Raw genomic sequence first — 22,809 nt, 5'->3', positions numbered from 1 at the left:
ATAATGTTTCACATCTATCTATACTTTACATGAAATTTTTATCTTTTACAATGATGAAACATATACTTCTCCATTATAACCAAAATCGGGTTAATTCGTCACTACAATATCCTAAAAAATTACCTAATTTGTGGAAACAAAAAAGACAGCTTGCGCTGTCTTTTTATAGTTATTATTAAATCTATTTTACCAAACAAATAGACCCACAATTCCAGCAGACATTAGTGATACTAAAATACCTGATAGAATCATGTAACCAACACTCTTAGAAATAGCGTTGTTTACTTCTCTATTAACGATACCCTTGAAAGCACCGATAATCATCCCTACTGTAGAAAGGTTAGCAAATGAAGTAAGGAAGACTGTTAATTGAGCACGATAGTGAGGGGCGTATGATGAGATATGTGGTGATACTTTCCCCATAACCACAAATTCATTAGTTACTAACTTAGTACCCATGTTTTGAGCGAAGTCAAAAGCAGTGTGTACATCTGAACCCATTAACCATGCGAATGGGAACATAATGATTCCTAGAATATGTTCTAGAGATAAACTAGGATTGATTGCGCCTAAGATCTTGTCAATCAATGCGGCTAAAGCAACGAATGCGATAACGTTAGCAGTGATGATTAAGATTAATTTACCGGCACCTAGAATTGAATCGCCCAAGAATGAGAAGAAAGGTTCTTTCTTAGCTTCTTCATCATTTGCTGGGGTTTCACCGACAGCAACTTCTGCAGTTTCAGCAGAACTACCTAATTTAGCGATAGTATCTTCTTCTGGGGTAACAGTAGTTGGCATCAAAATGCTGGTAATAATAACGGCATTTAAGATGTTCAATGGAACGGCAGTCAATACGTATTGACCTGGAACCATTTGTGTATATGCACCAAGGATTGATGCAGTAACACATGACATTGACATCATAGCGATAACAACGTTTCTAACTGCTGAAATTTGTTTTAGTTGTAGAGTTGAAACGGCAAGTGCTTCAGTGTTACCTAAGAACATCATTTCAACAGCAAAGAATGATTCAAATTTAGGTTGGCCAGTTATGTAAGCCAATCCTTTACCTACCCATTTGATGATCCATGGTAGGACTCCAATGTAAGTTAAAATATCAAACACTGGAACAATTAATAAAATAGGAAGAAGTGCAGATGTTACAAAGTCCATTGACTTAACGTGAACCCAACTTGGTAATGCAAAAGCAATTCCTTGATAGGCTACTTCAACTAATGCTGTGAATCCGTTGGCAGCGGCTTCAACAGCTGCACGTCCCCATGAAAATTCTGTTAAACAGTACGCAATCAATAAGTTTACTATTAAAACGGTGATAACTGAACGCCATTTAATTTCCTTTTTATTTTTTGAAAATAAAACAGCGATTCCTAGAAATACAATAATTCCTAAGATATTAACTAATAAATACATATATAATTCTAATCCTTTCTCTGCGACAAAAAATATAGTGACAAATAGCTTATTTTAGTTGCGCAACACCCCTCTCAAATATAGTTAATTATAGAACTTCACTAATAAAATTAGGCTTCTGTTTTCGACCATCATCTAAATCAAAGTATGCTGCAATTGCATTCCCGACAGCCCCTAATGAGCGCTTAATTCCCAATGATTTTCCGACTGATTGGTTCGGATTAAATACCAATAGTGGTAGATATTCACGAGTAGTTTTAGTTTCCATTGATGGATCGATTGCTTCAGACGATAAGATTAATAATAAATCTGTGTCGCGTAATCTTTCGACAATCTTACCAATGGTTTCATCTACTTTATTCAATTGTTCAGCATAACCAAAACAGTTTCTGTCTTTAGCTAAAATATGAATATCTGGTACTTGGCAGTAGATTAATCCATCTTTTTGAGTACGCATTTTAGATGATAATTCAACAAAAGCTTTACTATCACTAGGTACCTGGAGCGTTGAAATTTCGTCCTGTTTTTCTAGATAATTAGTAAAGCTTGAAATAATTGATACATCCATATGTCGTTCAGCCATTAAGTCCATCACTGAAACTGTACGGACATCACTAGTATAGTCGAACATTTCTCGATAACTGGCACTACCCCTATAAGAAGCTACGTTGGGTACCATTTTCCCAAAGAAAGCACGGGGAGCGTCGTTTTGTGGAACGGCAACTAATTCGTTATCCCAACGAATATTACCTAATCCTGACTCGATTAAATTAGGAACATTAAGCCCCTTGTCAGCAATATGGCCTAATGTGTCGGCACCAACAGAATTAAAACGATTAGCATCAGGAGCTTCACCAATTCCTAATGAAGCAATATCCAAAATAATCATTCTCTTGTGTGTCATTATTGTGCCTCCTAAATTTCTTCATTAATGAGAAAGTATATCATAACCACTAATACTGTCAATATAAAAAAAGACGCATCTAATCAAAAGCGATAGATTCGTCTAATCAGTGTTGCCCCTGCCAAGGAACTTCATTATATAGCAAATAATTGTAAAAAAATAGAGACTAAACTATCACTAGTAAGTCCCTACGCCCCAAAGGAAGAAAAAATGTTAAATATCCAGTAATTTGTTTTTATCCGCCTCGTAATATCTTTGATACGTATGTATCTCGGCGTATTGGATAATCAGAGTATTCTATCGCTTGGTAAATTACCTCTTCCATTGATATTTATATTACTATAGTAACAATTAAATTACATTTTTTCAATTTAAATGATTCATTTTGTAAATTTAGTCACATATTATATAATATGTATAGATTTTCTAACATACTAATCACGGAGATGATTCGATGGAATTGAAAAATACCCGAATCGCCGCATTAGGTGATTCCATAACAAGGGGATTCGATGGAACCGTAAATCTGCGTTACAACTATCCTCAATACTTAGCAAAATACTACAACACTTCTGTTGTAAACTTAGGATTAAATGGTGCTACTATATATAACGATTTAGAAAAACAAATCGAAAATATAAAAAGTAGTCGATATGATGTCATTATTCTTATGATTGGAACTAATGATTACGGGCACTTAGACGTCCCATTAGTAGATATCGTATCAAAAATGACATCATTGGTACGTCGTTTAATTAGTACTCACCCTCATAGTAAGATATTCGCTTCATTACCACTACCTCGATATGATAATGATAAGAATGCCAGCGATGTAATAAGATATGCCGATTATACATTTAATGAACTACTAGATAAATTAAGTACCATTTACTCTGCCTTTCAAATTCCATACATAGATTGGCGCCATTATCATTCAGAGTTCATTACGGACTTTAATTTTAAGGACATGTATCAAGATCAACACGTCCACCCCAATGCATATACTTATCGTCGTCTTGCCTTTTACATTGGTGACTTTATTCAAAATCATTAAGAATTTCTTAAGAACTCCTTCTCACTTTGGTAACTTGCCAAACGCATGTTATTAATTACGGGAAAGGAGTTTTTTTATGTATAACACTAATTTAAATCATGCAGCCATCAAGCAGATTGATGGAATTGATTGTATCGACATTGATAACCTGCCAATTAAATATGTTAATCATAAATTTAAAAGTCGGAATGTTAATTGGTCCAAATTATTAATGTTGGTCGATATTTCTCACGCTTCAAAGAAGTACGCAACACTGGTTATTGAAAAACATTTTACCTGCTATTTATTGCGCGATTCAACCGATGCAATTATTAATCAACGAACCGCAAAAGAATGTCTCCTCACCAAAGTCTTTTCAGACAGTATTGCTGATGTCTTCAACATTAGTAATAAGCGCCCCATTATTCATTCCAAGGCTTCGCTCTTACCACTACAAACCCGAAATCATTCAAGACATCATTCATGGATTAACGCTAATCTAGTTGATTATTCTATCAGTGGGCGCCAATCGAACAGCGTCTTCATTTATACCCCCGATGATACGATCTACATCAAGGTCAGTGAACGACCATCATATCTGAAAAAGAAATTTGCCGAAGTTCAACAAATGCAACTCGCCTTACTAGGTATGCTCAGTAGCCTAAACATATGCTGTCGTGAAATCAGTCAATCCGTTTCTAATAACCCCAATGACAATCCCGCCTGTCGATACGGTATCCCCAAAGAAAAATTACAGCAATTTATACTTACCTTCGCGAAAAAATTCTATTTAACTAATCAAGAAAATAAAAAAGATTAACCCAAATGGTTAATCTTGCTAAATCCATATTCTGATGATGGCAATGCCTATGATCACAATCCAACTCACAATCGTTAGGATGAATAATACTTTCATTGCCCATCCAATATGATAACTAACATTTAAACTGTTCTTGCCGGGATTGGCTTTAATCACGACTGCTCCGACTGGTGTTTGACTGACTGGAATGACTGTCTTACCATTTAACGTCAATTCAGTTGAAGCATATGCAACCACGGGGATTTGGTAATTACGTGCCTTTTTGTGACGATTATTCCAAGTAATCGTCAATGAACCATCTTTATTAACAGTTTTCTTAAAACCACCCTTAATTCGATAATTTTGCTTATCTAATTGTTGATATGCATTTGAGTATGGGTGGTAATCATTATAATTTTTGTAGTTAACCTTTTGGGTTGCTGGTAAGTAGTCTGGCACGACCTTGCTTAAATCATCAACTAACGCCTTCTTGTTAGATCCGTAAAAATCTTCATAGTAAGTACGCTTATTACGATTAACATGACTAACCGTATGTTCAATTGGAATTTGAAAATCATTACTTTGACGCATACTATCGACAGTCGCAATCTTGAAATTCAAAACCCAAATATTAGTTCCAATCATCGTCGCCATTAATAAGAAGATAAAGGCATAACGATAGTCAGGACCTTCAAAGTGCAACCACTTCAAAGTTAACGCATCGTGATCGTTAGTCAAAATCATTCCAAATGATACAAATAATAAAACAAATGCTAAGACCGCAAAACGCTTCGGAAATTGTAAGTAGGTACTCAATTCCGGAATTAAGCTTTGCAATATTTTCCATGGAAATAGATTAGTTGAGACCCATAAGAAGAAGCCACCGACTAACGCATAGGTCTTAATAATATAGTCCAATGAACGCCACTTAATTAAGACGTAGGCAATCACGTAGATGAAGACAATTAATTCCATGGGCTTGATGATCATTTCAAATGAGTACAAGTTAAAAACGAATCCATAATTACTCATATCAACGGTTGAAAATGCTGGAATCAAATGGTTATTAGTAAAGATGGAAAGCAATGCTCCCCACACATTGGCGGTTAAAGCTAAGGTAATTAAAGCTGCTCCAAATGAACTAACCACCATTTTTAATTTATCTTCGGTCTTGACTAAGGCTACAGTGAAAATTGGTACTAACGCTAAGAACCCCATCATACTGGTAATCATATGAGTTTGGACTAAGATTGCCATCGCAATTGATAATCCAATCACTGGCACTTTTAGTCTTCGTAAGGTTAATGCAATCGCCACAAATAAATATGGGATTACAGCTGCCCCAACCCCGGTGAATTGTTGGGTATTGACCCATGAGATCACTGAAGAACCAATCATGTACATGCTGGCAACAATTAAAGCATAGCCACGACTGACTTGATTAACTTTACAAAGCCAATACATCCCAAAGGCAGCAACTAACATCACTACCATGACATCGATTAATTCAAAAATGTACCAGTTCGGACTAATTAACAACAACGCCCCACTAATATAGGCAACAAACGGACCGTATAAGGCATTCACAATCCGGCCGGTTTGGTTAAAACCAAAATTCATTTGAAAATAGCTGAACTTACCGGTTCTTAATTGTTCTTCCGCATCTACAAAGCGGTTGAAGTGAAATAGTGAGTCATGTCCTAAAATCAACGAATGATTCCAAATCACTTTACTTAAAACCAATAAGCCAACTAATACAAACACCAGTAAAGGAAAGAAACGACTATGATATACCTTACTGATAATATTAGTGTGATGTCGTTGCAAACCAATCTCCTCCGTCCTAAGCTATCGTTGCATTTAGTATAACATACAAAAATTATGACTTAATAATAAAAACCCGCTGTTAGCGGGTTTTTTGTTTATCTTTTTCTCATTTTGTAAACACTAACAGGAATGAAAATCATCCATGATACCCAAGTTAATACCATTAATAATCTAGTGGTAAACGATGTCATGTATTTAATGTTAATCTTATTTTCACCCTTATTAGCATGCATAATAATTGCACCTAAGTTAGTGGTTTTAACATTCTTAACCACATTCCCATTGATTGTCACTTGCGTGTTAGCGTATTTCGCTAATGGCACTTGGACTGTTTGGGATTTGTTAGTCTTGAACTTCAATGTTAATGATCCATCATTCTTAACGTAATGCTTGAAGCGAATCGTCTTCAAATGATTAGTCTTAATGTATTGATGATAGTACTTCAAGTAAGGATTAAAAGCATTGTATTGCGTAAAATTAATAATATTTTTCTTCGCTGGTAAGTAATCCGGCGTTGCCTTTAAATAATCATGCATTAAGTAACCTAAATCATGACTTTGTGTATCCTTTTGAATGGTGCGATGGTGCTTCTTAGTGTAGTAATACAATGAATTATCATTGTAATTATTACGGTGATGTTTAGTGTTCAATGCGACATAGTTTTGACTGCGTTGGTGAATTGCATAGAAATCTAGACCAATGCTTCCAATAATTAGCACTACCATTGAAGCTAACAGCACGTACTTCCCTGTCTTTTCGACATGCTTTAATTCATAGGTCACAAATCGACCAAATGTTAGTAGTAAGAAAACGAATGCTAAAACTAGAAAACGCTTAGGGAATTGGAGTGTAAATGCCAATTGTGGAATTGCTTTTTGTAAAATCCCCCATGGAAAATGACTCCAAGCAATCACTAAAAACGTAAACCCAGTAATCGCTGTCGTCTTGGTTAATAAATCAATTTGTTTGAAACGTCTGATCACAAAGTATAACACTACTAGGAATAAAATAAATTCAGTTGGTTTTAAAATGTTAATTAATGAATAACTATTGAAGTTATAGCCATATGTGCGGACTTCTGGAACGGGATAAACTGGCAATAACTTATTCCAAAGGTTCAAGGTTAATAAGTTATACCAAACATTAATCGTTAGCGCTAAGGTAATTAATGCAGCCACGACAGTATGCCAAATTAATTGAAGTCTTTGACTATCATCAGCCTTAATTAAACCGACGATGAAAAATGGTAAAATTCCGACCATCGCAATCACACTACTCATTAAGTGGGTTTGAATCAAGATACTCATGGTAAACGCAAAGCCGATATAGGAAACATCAAACTTCCGTACCATTTGGGTGGCGTAAACCATCACGAATGGAATAATTGCAGCTCCTAATGCGGTAAATTGTTGCGCCGTTGTCCATTGAACAATCGTCGATGAATACATGTAGATAAAGCCCATAAAAATGGCCGCTTTTCTAGATACTTCATTCACTCGGCAAAGTTTGTACATTCCTAATGATGCCCCAACTAAGACAATTAAGTCGGTCAGAATTTGGAACTTAAACCAAGAGCCGGCAACTAGTAATAAGAACCCACCTAAGTATGCAACGACTGGTCCATATAAGGCACTCATGATTCGACCAGTTTGTAAGAAACCGTAATTAGATTGGAAATAACTAATCTTGTGGTTCTTTAATTGCATAGCTGCATCGTAAAAACGATTATAGTGGAATAGTGAATCTGAACCTAAAAAGGTTTGCTTTTTAATTAATGGAATTGCGACTAGCAATAACGCTAGTCCTAAAAAGATGATAAATGGCAACAGCCAATTTAAAATTCGTTTTGCTTTTTGCATTGCTACTCTCCTCTTTATTCAACTACACTGGTTCCAGTTAAGTAGTTGAGTTTGAAGCCACTTTCAATATTTTTAATATAAATGTGAAATGAGACTGAAGAACTGCCAATTGATTGCGCCTGCATAATTACACCGGAAGCTAATAGATTTTTACCATGAAAGACTGGTTGAACTTGGTAGCGAACATAATGACTTCGACTACTTCTAAGGTAGGCAGCCACTTGATTCTCATATGTACTCATCGCTGGATCATTTAATGAGCGCGTCCCGGTAATTAAATTCTTCAAGTTGTTGTTTTGACCGGTAAATTGATAACCAATTAAATGACTACGGTTATATAACCAAGTGCCATGATCTTTTTTATTGTGCCAACCAGTGGGGTCAACATACAAAGGTAAGCGTTTGGCTTTTGGCATTAATGATTGATTTAACATCGCATTGGCGGTTGTGGCACGGTTTAGTGAATCCAATTGACCGTATTTAGCCCACGCACCATGCTTTAGTGATAATTCGGCTTTAGTAAAATTAGGACGATTGTGGTTTAAGACCACCACTTGACCCGCCGCAATAATTGATTGGTTCGATTTAGCATTGGCTCTTTGTTTAATTTGTTTAATCTTTTTCCCAGTGGTCTTGGCAACGACACGCCGACCGCCACTTTCGGTTCCACTCAAGGTTAAACCACGACTTTGCGCTTGGCTTAGGGTTTCTTTATAAATCTTCTTAGCGTGACTTAAGCCCCTATCATTACGATTATAAAAATAATGACTACCAGTGGAGGTGGTATAAACATAGGTTTCAGCTTGAGCTGATTGACTATTGGTGGTGATGACACCAGTAGTTAGGGTCAGCAGGATAGTGATAAAAAATAAACATTTACGCAATAGAGCTCACTTCTTTCTAATCTTTTAACACTATCATAGTACATATTCTCATAATATCCAATCAATTTTAAAATAAACTAAAAAAGATCACCGCTTTGCGGTGATCTTCTAACTTCTTATTGGAAGTAAATCGTAATTACTGGGTTGTCGCCATCAATCTTGGCAGTATCGACACCAGTGTAAGTTAATGAACCGGCACCAGTTAAACCTAGGTCAGCTTGAGTAATGGTAGTAATGTTCTTGCTTGTTAGTTCAGCTTTAATTGTATCAGCGTTAACTGATTGGTTAACTAAGATACTCTTGTTAGCTAATAAGTCATTTGCGATAGCGTTTAAAGTGTTGTTAAGACCAGTACTTGGTGTTAAGACATTGTTAGTACCAGTTTGTTTTAATTGAATTGCAATACGAGTAACGTTCTTTGGTGCTAAGTTAATGATTGCCTTACCACCGCTTACGATTGGTCCATCAACGTTAATGGCATTAGCATCAGTAGTGATTTGGTAACCACTTGGAATGTACTTAGCTAAAGTATCAGCAGAAACTTTAGCAGTTCCGTTCACAGTTAAGTCGCTCTTTACACTAACGATCACAGTATTAACTGGACTACCATTGTAGTTGAAAGTTAATGTGTATGGATCAGTTGGTGTGGTGTTCTTATCTGTGTCAGTAGTGGTGGTAGTGCTCTTCTTAGTAGTTGATACGTTCTTAACGAAGATCCAACCATCGATGTTTTTCTTTTTGTTATCAGTCACGTGGTAGTAAGTCCAACCTAAAGTATTCTTAACAGCACCATCAATTGTGAAAGTATCGTTAATGTAAGTAGTCTTCTTGTGTGGAATGACACGTGAGTTAATACGACTGTAGTTAGGGAATGTCCAAAGTGGCGCAGAAATCTTAACGTTAGTAGTCTTCTTTGGTAATGAAGTGTAAGTTAGCGTCTTAGTTGCGACAATTCCAGTGTTCTTATCAATGTTATTTAAGTCAGTTGAGATGTCGTGCTTACCAACGTAAACCCATCCTCTGTACTTACCACCTAATGTCACGATGTGAGCATAGTATAATCCGGTATTAGTCTTAGCCATACCGTATACGTAAAAAATATCTTTAGGTGCTTTTGATTTTGCCAGTTCCTTCATGGTTTTCTTAGAAGCAACTACCTTTGCACCAGCTAAACGACCGGGCTTGTTAAAAACAGTGACGATTCCGGTTGATTTAGCATAAGCAGCATTTTCAGCATAACTTACCTTGTAGTATGAAGCCGTTGTTTTGTTAACATGTTTAACTGTCTTAGTCGCAGCTTTTGTATGATGTTTAGCAGCATCAGCATTAACGGTTACAACTGAAGCAAGAGTTAATGCAGCGATACTAGTTAATGTAATTTTTTTGATTAATGAATGCATTGTATTGCCTCCCATAAATTTCTACTTCAAATTATAACATATTTTAGCAACTCCTTTCATGATTTGAAAGTTTGTCATTGTTATTTAATAATTTCGCAAAGGATGTTGTGCTTTCTTAAGAAAGTTATAACTTCATTCAATTACTTAGACAAACAGAACAAAAAAGTATACAGTAAGGATAAACATTAAAGTAGGATTAGAATTTATAGAAAGAGGGCTTTAAATGATCAGTGAAGACAACGAAAGATTTCCTTCTGGTTCTCACTTACTAGCACAATTACGCTTGAGAAATTATTTCGCTAAATACATCATTGATATAATCAAAAGTCGGTTCCCGAATCACTCACGTTATGATGAATTCGAGAATTTATTAAGAAAGCAGAATAATTTTGAAGTGGTCAATTGTCTATACATCATCGCCTACAGATATAGAAACTACCCTACTCTATTAGATGAGCTAATTAATATTATGACTAAGAAAGTGGGTTAAGTTTCCCCCGACACCCTTTTTATTTTCATTTGGTGGACTATTTTATTTTTAATAGCAAATTATGAAAGGTCGATGCATGTGGAAAATATTATTCGGGCGATTCGCCCAGGGTCAGCTTTTGAGTATCATAATCGGAAAATTCGTCGGATTATCCGGAATAAAGTCCAACTATTAATGGAACCGTTTCAAGAAGATAAACACTTTGATCCTTGTAACGTCGCATTAGATAAAATCTATTGCTGTAACGACATGAATTATATGTTATTAATTATGCAAAGTTCTCGTCTCAACAAATTAGAATATATGATTGAATGTATTGAAAACCGTGATCAACGACGTATCCACCGTCAAATGGAACGATCATATGGTTTTTGGCATCCATAACCAAAAAAGAGCTAACGAATTATCGTTAGCTCTTTTCTTATGCAAATTTTATGTATAAAAAAAGATATGACCGAAGTCATATCTCTTTTTTCACTCAATAACTAATATTATTTACCTGAAACAGGGTCTGAAGTAATGTTAGTTACATTTGAGTTAGTTGTAGCAGTTGCAGAAGGAACTACAGGAGTAGTAGTGTTTGAAGCTACCTTAGTGTAGTATACGTTAACAGCTGAAACGTTTTGGAATGGAACTACAACATCAACACCAGTGTATTGGTTTACAACTGAGTTGTTGTGTTGTTGAGTAGCAGCAGCGTCGAACTTGTAAGTAGTGTATACAGTAACGTCGTTGTTGCTTGAATCCTTAGCAGTGCTCTTAACTACGATAGTGTTGAAGGCTTTACCATCAGCAAATAGTGCCTTAACAACGTTGTTGAAGCTGAAGTTATCAGTCTTGATACCCTTTAGGCCAGCAGCAACATTATCAAATGTGTATGAACTTGCAGCAGTCTTACCATCTGACATTAATACGTTTGCTAGGTCTTGTTGTGCAGTAGCAGAAACTGAGTTATCAGCATTCTTGTCACCTTCAGTGATGAAGTTTACTTTAACAGGACTTGCAATGTAGTCAGTGCTCTTAGTAACGTAAACGTTGATTGCAGCACCCTTTGATACTACATTGTAAGTGTTGTTGTAGTTAGAAGCTAAGTTGTATGAGTTTAACTTAGCATCTGCACTCTTAGCAGCAGCAACAGCGTCTGAAACCTTGTCTGATGTCCATGCGTTTACAGTAGTTGAACCGTTAATAGTAGTGTTGTATACACCAGCATTAGGAGTTGCAGTTTTTGAGTCAATTACAGTGTTTGAAGCAGTGTCAACAAAGTTAACAGTAATGTTCATGTCACTGAATGCTTGAGATGGATCAGTAGTTAGGTTCTTAGCGTTAACCCAACCTTGGTTAGCAGTACCAGTTAAACCACCAGCTACTCCGTTAGCAGTAACGTGGAAGTAAGTGTCACCGTTTGCGTTAGTAACAGCATCATCAGCAGTAAATGAAGTTGTCTTAACGTTGAAGTTTGAGTCAAGCTTGATTAGCTTAGCACCAAATGATGAACCATAAGCCTTATCGAACACACGAGGAGTCTTTAGGAATAGGTTCTTTGCTTCAGTAGAGTTGAAGTTGTATGAAGCCTTAGCACTTGCAGTACCTTGAGCTTGTTGTACACCACCAACGTATACGTATCCACGGATCTTCTTATCGAATGAAACAACCTTTAGGTATTTAACACCCTTTGAAGTTGTAGCTTCTTGGTAAGCCATGAATTGTGCACTAACTGACTTAGTGTTAGCTAGTGAAGCCATAGTTGATTTTGAAGCAACTACCTTAGCACCTTTAACAGTACCTGGCTTTGAGTAAACAGCGTTTTTACCAGTTGAAACATATACAACTGATTGGTCTAACTTGCTGTCAGTAGTTTTGTAAGTGACCTTTTTAGCAACCTTCTTGGTTGTGTGCTTTGCAGCATTTGCGTTAGTTGAAGTAGCTGATACAGAAGCACCTGCAACTGAAGCAAAAGTTAAAGCAGCTAGTCCCAAGTAAAGTGATTTCTTTAGACTTGATTGCATTATAAATTCCTCCAATACATTTTATGTAATTTATCAAGCAAGTATAGTATATCACTTCGAGTCTAAATGTCAAAATAAATTCGCATTTTTGCTCGAACTGAGTCTAAAACTCACATAATCTACTATGCTTATAAAAGCATTATAACTATCAACAATATGTTTGGCAAGAAATTGACAGGAAATTTATCAACTTTTTGTTACATTTTTCTAATAAAACAGCTATAATCTTAAATAATCAGATATTATATCGAGTGAAAGGAGCAAACATTCATGATTTCTTTCTCATATCAAGCGTTTGTTACCGTGGTAAGCGAATCTAGTTTCCACCATGCAGCGCAAAAATTAGAAGTAACCCCTTCTGCGATTTCTCACTCTATCGATAAATTAGAAAAGCAACTGGGTTTTTCACTATTAATTCGTGATCGTTCTGGTGTTAAGTTAACCGAAGATGGCAAGGACGTCTTACCAATCATTCAAGATATCTTAAACAATGAAGAACGATTACAACAAGAGGCCAATAAAATTAAAGGACTAACTTCTGGAACTGTTCGTTTAGGTGCTTTCAGTAGTGTCTGCATTAATTGGATGCCTACAATCATACATAATTTCCATAATCTCTTCCCTAACGTTAAGGTTGAAGTAACGCAAAGTGATTTTAACGACATTACGTTACAAGCACGACAAGGGAAAATTGATTTAGGATTTACCTGCCAACCAATCAATGAAAGATTGGTCAAAGCTTTACTAATTAAAGACAAGATTTATTGTATTACGCCCAAGGACTTCGTACCGAAGAATGGTAAGACCATCACCCAAGATGATTTAGTCGACCAACACTTCATCTTACAAAAGTCTGATTACGATGGTGATACTAAAAAAGTCTTGGATCAATATAATGTGGCACCAAACTCAATTCAATTCAGTATCGATGACCACTCCATCATTGCGATGGTGGAAGCTGGGCTTGGAATGGGAATTTTACCTAAGCTGGCCTTCCAACGCATCGGCGGTGACGTCAAGTTCTATCCATTCGATGACGATTTCTATCGTTCTATCTTTATGGTCATGAACTCCGTTCAAATGAAAACACCAGCTGCCCAAAAGATGGTTTCCTGCATTCGTGAATTTATCGAAAGCAATTATCCAGATGGCTATTTAGAATAAACAAAAAGCGTCCAGTCATTGACTGAACGCTTTTTTGATTGTCGGGGAGTTTTATAGGGAATGTTTGTAGTCGATCTTAATAAATTACTTAGCAGTTGGCGCTACCACAACGCGGGTATCAAATAGTGAGCTATTTTGTGTATCCACGATTTTGGCAGCCACCGGTGTCTTATACAAGTTACCAGATTCGTCTTGAAAAATATTCATTGCTGATAAACGTTGCATGGCAGGCATCACCACAGAAGTGTCTAGTTTGCCATCTACATAATTAAGACTTAAAGTCTTGTTCTTACCATTTTCACTTTTGAATGTTAGTTCTAATTTTCTCATTTATCGTTCCTCCAGTTAATTATTTAGTGAATCCATCTTCATGAATTAACTTACCTGATGCAAATTCGCTTCCAGTTAATTGAGAAACAATGTCACTTAATTCAGCCATTTGATCAGCAGAGATGTTTTCTACGGCATTAGCGAAATTACGGTTACGACGAATTCCGTCCTTACCCATAGTAGTAACAGTGATTTTTGACTTATTCCATTTCTTATTCATTGTATTAACCTCTTTTCTTAACTTTGTAAGTCGTTAGCGCTAACCCTTACACTCTTAATAACGTGCTTCGATGGAAAAGTGTTACCTAATTTTTAAATATTCTTTTTTGACGCCGTCTTTCCACTTATAGACGGTCTTTCGACTGACCCGGTACTTCCGAGCGATTTCAGTTACTGTCATCCCCTCATTAAAACTACTACACAAAAACTTGCGCTGATCGTGGGTGCAATTTAACCACAGAAGATTTAGTAACTCTCTGTCGTTTACCTCACCGACGCCTTCACTATCATCTAATAATGTATCTTCCCAACCATCTTGGTCGGCACTCATCATTTCAGTGTGGTTATTTTGGCGTTGTTGTTTGCGGAGTAAATCTAACAGGTGCCAATAAACACCTTGATACAAATAACTAATCAGTGAGCTATTCGTTTTTTCTGGGTCATATTCAACGTATTTTTGTGCAAAGCGGATACATCCCTCTTGGGCTAAATCGTCATATTGCGGATTATTCGGTAATATATTGAGGCGTTTTAAAACCCCATGGACTAATCCCTGATGATTTTCCTTCATTAAATATTCAAATCCAGGGGTTAAGTCTGGTTCGTTCATCTTAATCATTCCTTTATTGAATTGATCAAGGGCCCTTGAACGAATATTAATGTATCAACTGATGTCGAAAAAAACACCACGAATTATTTTGAAAAATAATGCAAAATTTAGTTCATCTAGAAGAAAAAATAGTAGAATGAAAATAATTAATCCAGGAGGTTAGATTATGGAATGGAAAGTAAAAACCTTTGATCAAATCACCAGAGATGAACTTTGGGCCATCTACTACGCCCGAGTGCAAACCTTTGTGGTCGAACAAAAACGACCATATCAAGAAGTCGATGATGTCGACTTTAACGCCTTACATATTTGGGCCGAAGAAGACGGCCAGTTATTAGCATATGCTCGAGTTTTTCATGGACAAGACCACACTACTTTTGGGCGCGTCTTAACCACCCCGGCAGCACGTGGCAAAGGACTGGGTAAAAAGTTGATTGAAAAAGTGTTAGAAGAAATCGACGAACACTTTGACCATCCCCGCGTTGAAATCGACTCGCAAGACGACAAAGAAAACTTCTACGCGAAGTTTGGATTTAAAGCGGTCGGTGATGTCTACACCTTCCATCAAACCCCACATATCAAAATGATTTTAGAAAAATAAAAAATGCATGTAGAAATTTTCCTTCTACATGCATTTTTTTGTTGTTTTGTATAAATTTAGTTCATTGGACGGTCTGAACGTAATAGTTCTGAACGCCATAGTGCTAATAGATAACCATAACCCTTGTTATCAAATGCGATACTTTCAAATTCACGGCCGGATTTGAATGATACATAGTGAACATCTTGTGGCTTAATGGTGTCGTTACGCACTTCTTTAGCCGGAATGGAAACGATCATATCATTAGATACTAAGTAGATACGATCATTAATGGCGTTGTAAGTTACATATTGGTTGTAACTAGCTGGCCATTTAATCATTCCTGTAACTGGTCTAAATGAAATCTTCTTATTAGTAAAGTTTCCAGTGTATAAGGTGTAAACGTCTTTAATCCCGTTACGACCGGAACGAACACCGAAGTATGCATTCCCTGCTTTATCGAAAGTTAATGTGTGAAGTGCTAAGTTAACACCTTGGTTATTAATCAATCTAAAGCGGTATTGGTGAACTGGTTTTAATGATTGGGCATCCAATTCAGTTACTTGGTTGTAGAAGTCATTGTTAACTTCACCTAATTGGTCATCTTGTGCCAAGTAAATATGGTCATTACTTGGGTTATAAGTAAGAGTTTGGCCATGACCAATATTCATTAGTGGGCTGACGCTCACTGATTTAGAAATTTGGTAGTATTGGTTGAAAATTGGATTGTTTTGACCAATCTTATTAATCTTGTCTTGGTGTTTGTTGAATTGTTGGTTCAAATGATTTAGTTGTCTATTCAATACTTTAATGCGACCGTTTTGCATGCGCTTAACAGCTTTATAATTCTTGAATAACACGTTACGTTTAGCTTTTAGTACTTTCTTAGCTGACTTCTTCTTTGCTGCTTTAACTTTTTGGTCAGCCTTTTGATACTTCACCAAACTCTTGTTAATGGCACTTTGAGCTTTGTTAACCGCTTTTTGAACTTTTTGTAATTGTTTTTGAGTTTGATTGCTTGCTTCACGTGGCTTCTTCGAATCATTGATGAACTTCGCAAATTTCAAACTGTTATCACGACCACGATCTGTGAATGGATTGAAATAATTGAAGACTTGAATCAATAAGCTTTGGTGATTAGTATCATCTAATCCCATCGCTTGCAATGCATCCATCTTAAGACGAATAATTGCTCCTTGATTAGCACCAGTCCCCATTGATTCAACAATGTAGACAGAATTATTAGCCATAATGGCACCTTGATAGTTACCATGTTCTTGCGGTGAAACATTAAAACCAGTTGGCAAGAACCACTTAGTCTTAAAGTTGACCTTATCAGTATTGACAGAATCAATAGCTTTTATGTAATTAGGTTTAGTTATTTTCTTAACACGACGGTAGTTTCCCCAAACCGCAGTCATGTTAGGAGTGCTACTATCAATAGCACGGAATAGTTGATCATTGCGATCACTTAATGCATTACTAGTGGTAGTAACTGGAATTGGGTTCTTGCCTTCATCCCATGAATGAACCCAAAAATTTTGTTGATCTTGATTATCAGCAGCAGGTACTGTTGACATTACCTGGTCAGCAGAAGCATTTGTACTAAATGAAACTGCTGGTATAGAAATCATTAATGCAGTTACCGTAGTGAGCATTAGTGATTTAGTTAATTTACGCATGATTTATCCCCCTTTGTCACATAATTCATTTATAACCTTTTATAGAAGCATTTGCAATCTTTTTTCGATTAATTACGCCACTCTTAACTGAAATTTAATAACTCCATGATATAATATTGGATAACTATGGATTTTTAGAAAAGGACGGTAGCAATGGCATACCCAAGAAATAATTATCGCAATGACTTTGACGATGTAGATGTTGAAGTCGGCCAACAATTTAAAATGACCATCAAGAGAATGGGCATTAATGGTGAGGGAATCGGTTTTTACGAACATAAGTTAGTGTTTGTTACCGGTGCTTTTACCGATGAAAAAGTCGTCGCTGAGGTTACTAAGGTCTATCCTAACTATATCAAAGCTAAGGCTGTCAAAATCAACCGTGTATCAGAAGACCGCGTCGAACCTCGTGATAGTTACGCTGGTAACGTTGGTGGTTTCGAATTAGAATCCCTATCATACCCAGCCCAACTTCGTTTCAAGCGAGATCTAATCAAACAAGCATTAGAAAAGTTCCAACCACAGGGTTATCAAAAAATGAAAATCCGTTCCACCATGGGCATGGAAGAACCTTATGAATACCGTAATAAAGCACAATTTCCTGTCCGCATGCAAGACGGCAAAGTAATTGCTGGCTTATTTAAAGAAGGTTCACACGACTTAGTCGACTTACCAACTTGTTCAGTTCAATACCCCGCTACCATGAAAGTGATGCGCAAGATAGTCGAATTCATTGACGAACTAGAAATTCCTGTTTTTAATGAAGAAAACAATTCTGGAATCATTAAGACGGTAATTGTTCGTGCCGCATTGAACACTGAAGACGTACAAGTTGTGTTTGTTACTAACACCCCTAAGTTCGTCAAAAAAGGTTTCATGCTAAAGAAGATTATGTTAGAACTACCAGAAGTGACTTCTGTGATGCAAAACATTAATCCTGGTGACTCACCATTAATTTGGGGAGATAAAACTGTTCATCTAGCTGGTAAAGATACGATTGTCGAAAAGATTAAGGGCTTAAGTTTTGAACTTTCTGCGCGTGCTTTCCTACAATTGAATTCAATCATGCTTCCTCGTTTATACGAAGTCGCAATTTCCGCATTAGAATTAACCGGAAACGAAAAGATTGTCGATGCATATTCAGGGGTGGGAACCATTGGATTACCTTTAGCTAAGCATGCTGACGAAATCCGTGGAATGGACATTATTCCAGAAGCTGTAGAAGATGCTAACCATAACGCTATCATTAACAAAATTAGAAACGCTTACTACGAAGTCGGTAAAGCTGAAGACTTATTACCTGAATGGTTAGAAGAAGGTTTTAAACCCGATGCAATTATCGTTGATCCTCCCCGTACTGGTTTAGACGATAAATTAATCGACGCAATCTTGAAGAGTGCGCCAGAAAAATTTGTTTACGTTTCATGCAACCCTTCCACTTTAGCGGCCGATTTAGTTCCACTAACTCGTAAGTACAAAGTCGAATGGATTCAACCCATCGACATGATGCCACAAACTCCACGTTGTGAAGCAGTTGTTAAATTCACCAAAAAATAATCATAGAAAGTAGGAATCGTTATGAATAACATGCCACACTTACCAGACTTTAAGCAAAATTTCGTTTTTCTAATCAATCGTAAGAACGGACTCCGTTTTGGTCGTTTTGGTTTCTCACTACTCGCATTCTTGTTCCACTGGATTCCAGCGATTTTACGTTCTGATTATTACAACGCTGTGTGTATCGTCGGTGTAGATGCATGCATCTACATGGTTGCACATATGGTTTTACAGTTAGTATTTAAGGTTGATCCAAGTAGTGCTATGAACATTACTTATATGGTAGGAGCTGTTTTATGGGGCTCCATTTATAATTATATGTTCATACGTCGCATGATTAATCGTAATTTTCGTCCGGTTGATCAAAACTCACAATTAGTCTTAAAAAATCATCACATTGATGTTGAACTAACTGATATGACTGAAGATGAATTAAATGGTTTTCATAAATAAATTCAAAAAGCGCTAGAAGTTTAGACTTCTGGCGCTTTTTTGATATGAATATGAGAGAACAAAAAAGGAGCAGAGAAGATAATCCTCTCTGCTCCCTGCACTTATAATAACTATAGGTATTGAGCACCCAAGGTTGGTTTGGATAGTTTCGATTATCATTACAAGCCAACATAATATAAATACGTATACTTTTGAATATTTTTAAAAAAATTACAATTTTTTTGAATTTTTTATTTGGTAACAGCAACTTGGCCTTGGCTCAATGTTGAGTTTGGAACTACTTCAGTCTTGTCACCCTTGATTTTAATCATAAATGTTGGTGCGAAAGTTGCATGCCCACCGGTTTGTGAAGCAATCCCTGGCACGGTCATGTAACTAGTTACTAAGAATTGGTTATCCTTAGCAGAAGTCTTGGTTGGCATGATGTAGTATGAATATGTCCAAGTACGACTGTTGATGTTTAGTTCATGTGAATATAATACAACTCCACTACCGTTTAAAGGCTTGTACTTACCAGTAAGACTGTCAGATACAAAACCTAATAGGTAGACTCCACGAGCATCCAATGTATTTGATGCCATTCGACTAGCACGGGTAATTGTAAACATGTAGTACTTACCATCGTGTTTTACGATATCTGGACGTTCAGTTTCATCATCAGTTGTGTTGAAAGCAACTAGTGGTTTTAGAATTTTCTTCACGGTGTAATCGTTATTTAATTCTACAATTCCAATCGCTGCATTCATGTATTGGGCTTTAATCCCTTCTCCAGTCTTCTTCATATAACTTTGGGAAGTAGTAATGTTAGTGATGGCTTGTGATAAATTGGTCACTTGTTGATTCAATTGGGCTAGTTGAATTGTATCTTCGGAACTAGTTTCCTTGATTTGATCATTAACCGCTTTAAGTGCCTTTTGGTAAGCACTAACTTGGCTCTTCAAGTTATTAGTACTATCAATCACGGCGGTTTGGACATCATTATTAAATAGTTTCTTTTGTTCGTCCTTTTGGAAACTCTTGCTACCACCGAAGTAAGCCATGTTAAAGAGGTTATCGATTCCTTGGTAACCAGTCTTAGTCCCAGTATTGGCTTCAAAGACTAGATATTTCTTACCGTGGTCTTCAATGTAGTGAGGATCACGAAGTGAAGTATCATCGAATCCCTTGCTATCTGGCCATTCGTTAGTGAATTGGTCAAAACTTTGGTAACTCTTACCTTCACTAGCAAAGACAGACTTATTATCGGTGGTCTTAGAATGATCAACGCTGACACCATTCTTATCAAACTTCAAAGTGAATTGAGCAGTACTTAAGTATTGGGCATTGTTAGAAGTTCCACCGTATAACTTACCACCAGTGTAATTAGTATAGAATAAGCGGAAATTATTGCTGTTATCTAGTTTAACGGCTGAACCGGACCATTGTTGAGTCAACATCTTTAAGTATTTATCAGTACTCTTAGCCCCTTCTAACTTAGTCTTAGTTAGTAAACCAGCGTTCTTCCAAGATTCAACACCCTTATTAGAGTCGCTAACCTTTTGGTAGAAAACGTAAATCTTAGCTTGGCCTAAACCGACTCCCACGTGGCCTGATTGCCATGGGTTCATGTTAGCAGCTAATGCTAACACGATGTGGTAACCATGATAAGTGGCAACAGTTCCATCAGAATTTTGAATTGGCCAACTGTCCCACACGTCCATTTGAGAACCACTATACAAACCAGTTTGGTGGGTAGTTGGGTTTTCAATTAGTTTGCCATCGCTGTCACGAGCAGTTTGAACTAAACTAGTGCTTCGTGCTGATGGAATGTCTTTAATATTCATCCCCACAAATAAAGGCACCGCATACGCTGAATCTGTTTGGTTCTTTTCCAATAATGATAAATCATAGCGCGTGTAATGAGAAATTTCTGAATCATCACTGTAATTCTTCATGGTGTGGAAACGACCAGCTTTAATATAACCAGTGTATTGACTGAATTTAACCTTAAACATTTTATTTTTCTTACTGATAATACGAACGGGAATTCCGGCATTACTATGTTTAGCGTAGTTCTTACCAGTTCCACTTAATACATACGCACTAATACGGGTAAGCACTTTACTCTTTGGATCAGCTTTCGCATATAGCTTCGTATAATTCTTGACGTATCCATCGTAATTGACCGGATGATATTTACGATATTCTGCCTCTTTTTTAGCGATAATTTTTGCATTGCGAATCGCTTGGTAATGAAAATGATGGTAGACCTTATATCCTCCCACCAACACTACCAGAACCACAATGATTCCAACTAGATATTTATATTTTTTATTCATCAAACCACATTCCTATTCTCTTTTGTACTTAAATTAAACATACCATTATTAAAGAAACTTAAAAATAGTTTTCAAGTTTCTTATAAAAAAATTATATTTTCAACAAAAAAACCACCTCAGCTAAGAGATGGCTTTTAAATAATAATTATTATTTAATGATGTTCACAAATTGCTTACTTGCTGTGACATATTTACCATTAGTTAAATGTAAACGATAAGTGTTACCAACTTTAACGATGCTATTGAATGATAATTTCTTACCTTTTTTAATTGTATTCTTCTTGGTTTTAGCTGCATTATCTTTGAAAGTCTTAGTTGGATGTTGAACTAGTGTTTTCTTAACAACCGCAACGTGGTTGCCCTTTTTGACTGTAGTGTAATAAGCACTGTTATCAGTCTTCTTAGCGGTGGCCTTAACTGTTGCTACAGCTGCACGCATTGCTTTGTATTGAGCGGCGTTGCCGTTAGCTGCTAACTTAGTGTGGTATGCAGAAATGTAGTAAAAACCCGTTTCAGTTTGGACAACGTATCTTAACTTATTGCCGTCTTTGACCACTTTAACAACGTTGAAAGTGTCGCCATTGTTGTAAGCAGAAATTTGTTTATCAGATGATAATGATTTGTCAGTGTAGACAATACCATCATGAGTAGCAACGACTGTAAAGAAATTATGGTTCGCGATGGCTACCATTCCATCTTTAACAGAAGCGTCTTTATCATCAGCTAATTTAGTGTAGTAAGCAGAAATAAAATACTTACCATTTGGAGTCAGAACTTCATATCTTAACTTGTTACCATTCTTTTGCACCCCAACAACAGTTAATTTGTCACCATTATCATATGCACCAACTTGATCACCTTTTAATGTAGCATCTTGATATTGGAATCCAGAATGAGTGGCAATTACATCGAAACTAATTCCATCATATGTAGATTGACTATTTTCTGTACTTACAGTGCTATCCGCATTATTAGCGCTGGTGGCAGTGGTAGTAGTATTATTCGCATTATTAGCGCTGGTGGCAGTGGTAGTAGTATTATTCGCATTATTTCCTGACTGCACCTTAGCTAGAGCGTTTCCAATAATATCTGGAACCCCATCAGCGTGTACTACCACGTTTGTTCCTGCTGAAACAAATAGTAATGAACTTGCGGCAAAAAATGAAAATTGTGTTATTTTTTTCATGTTATTCATCTCCAAAATATGTAATGTTTTGATTCTATCATTTTTCTTTGTTAGTGCGCAAATATCTATCA

The 22,809-nt window shown here is 36.5% G+C and carries 21 protein-coding genes; 8 read left to right on the top strand and 13 right to left on the bottom strand.

Annotation, left to right across the window (positions count from 1 at the left end; genetic code table 11):
• Positions 1-186: 186 nt before the first annotated feature.
• Positions 187-1,434 carry a NupC/NupG family nucleoside CNT transporter gene (locus ABWU86_RS03020; RefSeq protein WP_293794065.1) on the bottom strand — a complete coding sequence of 416 codons (1,248 nt, stop codon included), beginning with the start codon at positions 1,432-1,434 and terminating at the stop codon, positions 187-189.
• A gap of 88 nt (positions 1,435-1,522) precedes the next feature.
• Positions 1,523-2,338 (bottom strand): phosphopentomutase, encoded by an 816-nt coding sequence (locus tag ABWU86_RS03015; RefSeq protein ID WP_353321343.1) that lies wholly within the window; start codon positions 2,336-2,338, stop codon positions 1,523-1,525.
• 454 nt (positions 2,339-2,792) lie between these two features.
• Between ABWU86_RS03015 and ABWU86_RS03010 the strand changes: the two genes are divergently transcribed.
• On the top strand, positions 2,793-3,392 hold the full coding sequence (locus ABWU86_RS03010; RefSeq protein WP_293794070.1) for an SGNH/GDSL hydrolase family protein: 600 nt from the start codon (positions 2,793-2,795) through the stop codon (positions 3,390-3,392).
• A gap of 76 nt (positions 3,393-3,468) precedes the next feature.
• Positions 3,469-4,191, top strand: coding sequence for a hypothetical protein (locus ABWU86_RS03005; protein ID WP_353321341.1), 723 nt, complete (start codon positions 3,469-3,471; stop codon positions 4,189-4,191).
• Positions 4,192-4,209: 18 nt separating this feature from the next.
• Here ABWU86_RS03005 and ABWU86_RS03000 read toward each other — a convergent pair whose 3' ends face one another.
• The 4 genes from ABWU86_RS03000 to ABWU86_RS02985 all read right to left on the bottom strand — a co-directional run bounded on the left by ABWU86_RS03000 (position 4,210) and on the right by ABWU86_RS02985 (position 10,140).
• Complete coding sequence (locus ABWU86_RS03000) at positions 4,210-5,997, bottom strand: hypothetical protein (protein ID WP_353321339.1); 1,788 nt, start codon at positions 5,995-5,997, stop codon at positions 4,210-4,212.
• A 95-nt stretch (positions 5,998-6,092) separates the two neighbouring features.
• Positions 6,093-7,856 (bottom strand): hypothetical protein, encoded by a 1,764-nt coding sequence (locus tag ABWU86_RS02995; protein ID WP_353321337.1) that lies wholly within the window; start codon positions 7,854-7,856, stop codon positions 6,093-6,095.
• A 14-nt stretch (positions 7,857-7,870) separates the two neighbouring features.
• Entirely contained in the window at positions 7,871-8,740 is an 870-nt protein-coding gene (locus tag ABWU86_RS02990; protein ID WP_435370531.1) for a DNA/RNA non-specific endonuclease, read from the bottom strand.
• A gap of 116 nt (positions 8,741-8,856) precedes the next feature.
• Entirely contained in the window at positions 8,857-10,140 is a 1,284-nt protein-coding gene (locus ABWU86_RS02985; RefSeq protein ID WP_353321335.1) for a hypothetical protein, read from the bottom strand.
• A gap of 223 nt (positions 10,141-10,363) precedes the next feature.
• Here ABWU86_RS02985 and ABWU86_RS02980 point away from each other — a divergent pair, with 223 nt between their 5' ends.
• Both ABWU86_RS02980 and ABWU86_RS02975 read left to right on the top strand, forming a co-directional pair.
• Positions 10,364-10,630, top strand: a complete 267-nt coding sequence (locus tag ABWU86_RS02980; protein ID WP_293794077.1) for a hypothetical protein — start codon at positions 10,364-10,366, stop codon at positions 10,628-10,630.
• 174 nt (positions 10,631-10,804) lie between these two features.
• Entirely contained in the window at positions 10,805-11,014 is a 210-nt protein-coding gene (locus ABWU86_RS02975; protein ID WP_353321333.1) for a hypothetical protein, read from the top strand.
• A gap of 107 nt (positions 11,015-11,121) precedes the next feature.
• Here the strand turns inward: ABWU86_RS02975 and ABWU86_RS02970 are convergent, their stop codons facing one another.
• Entirely contained in the window at positions 11,122-12,639 is a 1,518-nt protein-coding gene (locus ABWU86_RS02970) for a hypothetical protein (protein ID WP_353321331.1), read from the bottom strand.
• 270 nt (positions 12,640-12,909) lie between these two features.
• Here ABWU86_RS02970 and ABWU86_RS02965 point away from each other — a divergent pair, with 270 nt between their 5' ends.
• The gene (locus tag ABWU86_RS02965; RefSeq protein ID WP_293794080.1) at positions 12,910-13,803 is read left to right on the top strand and encodes a LysR family transcriptional regulator; all 894 of its coding nucleotides are present in this window, start codon (positions 12,910-12,912) and stop codon (positions 13,801-13,803) included.
• 84 nt (positions 13,804-13,887) lie between these two features.
• Here ABWU86_RS02965 and ABWU86_RS02960 read toward each other — a convergent pair whose 3' ends face one another.
• The 3 genes from ABWU86_RS02960 to ABWU86_RS02950 form a co-directional block, all read right to left on the bottom strand.
• Entirely contained in the window at positions 13,888-14,133 is a 246-nt protein-coding gene (locus ABWU86_RS02960; protein WP_293794081.1) for a DUF2922 domain-containing protein, read from the bottom strand.
• A 19-nt stretch (positions 14,134-14,152) separates the two neighbouring features.
• On the bottom strand, positions 14,153-14,353 hold the full coding sequence (locus ABWU86_RS02955) for a hypothetical protein (RefSeq protein WP_293794083.1): 201 nt from the start codon (positions 14,351-14,353) through the stop codon (positions 14,153-14,155).
• A gap of 81 nt (positions 14,354-14,434) precedes the next feature.
• Entirely contained in the window at positions 14,435-14,962 is a 528-nt protein-coding gene (locus ABWU86_RS02950) for a sigma-70 family RNA polymerase sigma factor (RefSeq protein WP_293794085.1), read from the bottom strand.
• A 166-nt stretch (positions 14,963-15,128) separates the two neighbouring features.
• Between ABWU86_RS02950 and ABWU86_RS02945 the strand changes: the two genes are divergently transcribed.
• Positions 15,129-15,563 carry a GNAT family N-acetyltransferase gene (locus ABWU86_RS02945; RefSeq protein WP_293794087.1) on the top strand — a complete coding sequence of 145 codons (435 nt, stop codon included), beginning with the start codon at positions 15,129-15,131 and terminating at the stop codon, positions 15,561-15,563.
• Positions 15,564-15,619: 56 nt separating this feature from the next.
• Here ABWU86_RS02945 and ABWU86_RS02940 read toward each other — a convergent pair whose 3' ends face one another.
• Positions 15,620-17,224, bottom strand: a complete 1,605-nt coding sequence (locus ABWU86_RS02940; RefSeq protein ID WP_353321327.1) for a hypothetical protein — start codon at positions 17,222-17,224, stop codon at positions 15,620-15,622.
• Positions 17,225-17,377: 153 nt separating this feature from the next.
• Here ABWU86_RS02940 and rlmD point away from each other — a divergent pair, with 153 nt between their 5' ends.
• Complete coding sequence (gene rlmD, locus ABWU86_RS02935) at positions 17,378-18,781, top strand: 23S rRNA (uracil(1939)-C(5))-methyltransferase RlmD (RefSeq protein WP_353321325.1); 1,404 nt, start codon at positions 17,378-17,380, stop codon at positions 18,779-18,781.
• Positions 18,782-18,802: 21 nt separating this feature from the next.
• Entirely contained in the window at positions 18,803-19,234 is a 432-nt protein-coding gene (locus ABWU86_RS02930) for a hypothetical protein (RefSeq protein WP_353321323.1), read from the top strand.
• A gap of 230 nt (positions 19,235-19,464) precedes the next feature.
• Here the strand turns inward: ABWU86_RS02930 and ABWU86_RS02925 are convergent, their stop codons facing one another.
• Together ABWU86_RS02925 and ABWU86_RS02920 are read right to left on the bottom strand one after the other, a co-directional pair.
• Positions 19,465-21,552, bottom strand: a complete 2,088-nt coding sequence (locus tag ABWU86_RS02925; protein ID WP_353321321.1) for a glycoside hydrolase family 68 protein — start codon at positions 21,550-21,552, stop codon at positions 19,465-19,467.
• Between the two features lie 148 nt (positions 21,553-21,700).
• Positions 21,701-22,738: a DUF5776 domain-containing protein gene (locus ABWU86_RS02920; RefSeq protein ID WP_353321319.1), complete on the bottom strand. Its 1,038-nt coding sequence runs from the start codon at positions 22,736-22,738 to the stop codon at positions 21,701-21,703.
• Between the last annotated feature and the right edge of the window lie 71 nt (positions 22,739-22,809).

This window comes from Apilactobacillus pseudapinorum, assembly GCF_040369555.1.
Taxonomy (GTDB): domain Bacteria; phylum Bacillota; class Bacilli; order Lactobacillales; family Lactobacillaceae; genus Apilactobacillus.
Note: the sequence above shows the minus strand (reverse complement) of the source record. Positions and strands in the feature narration are given on the sequence as shown.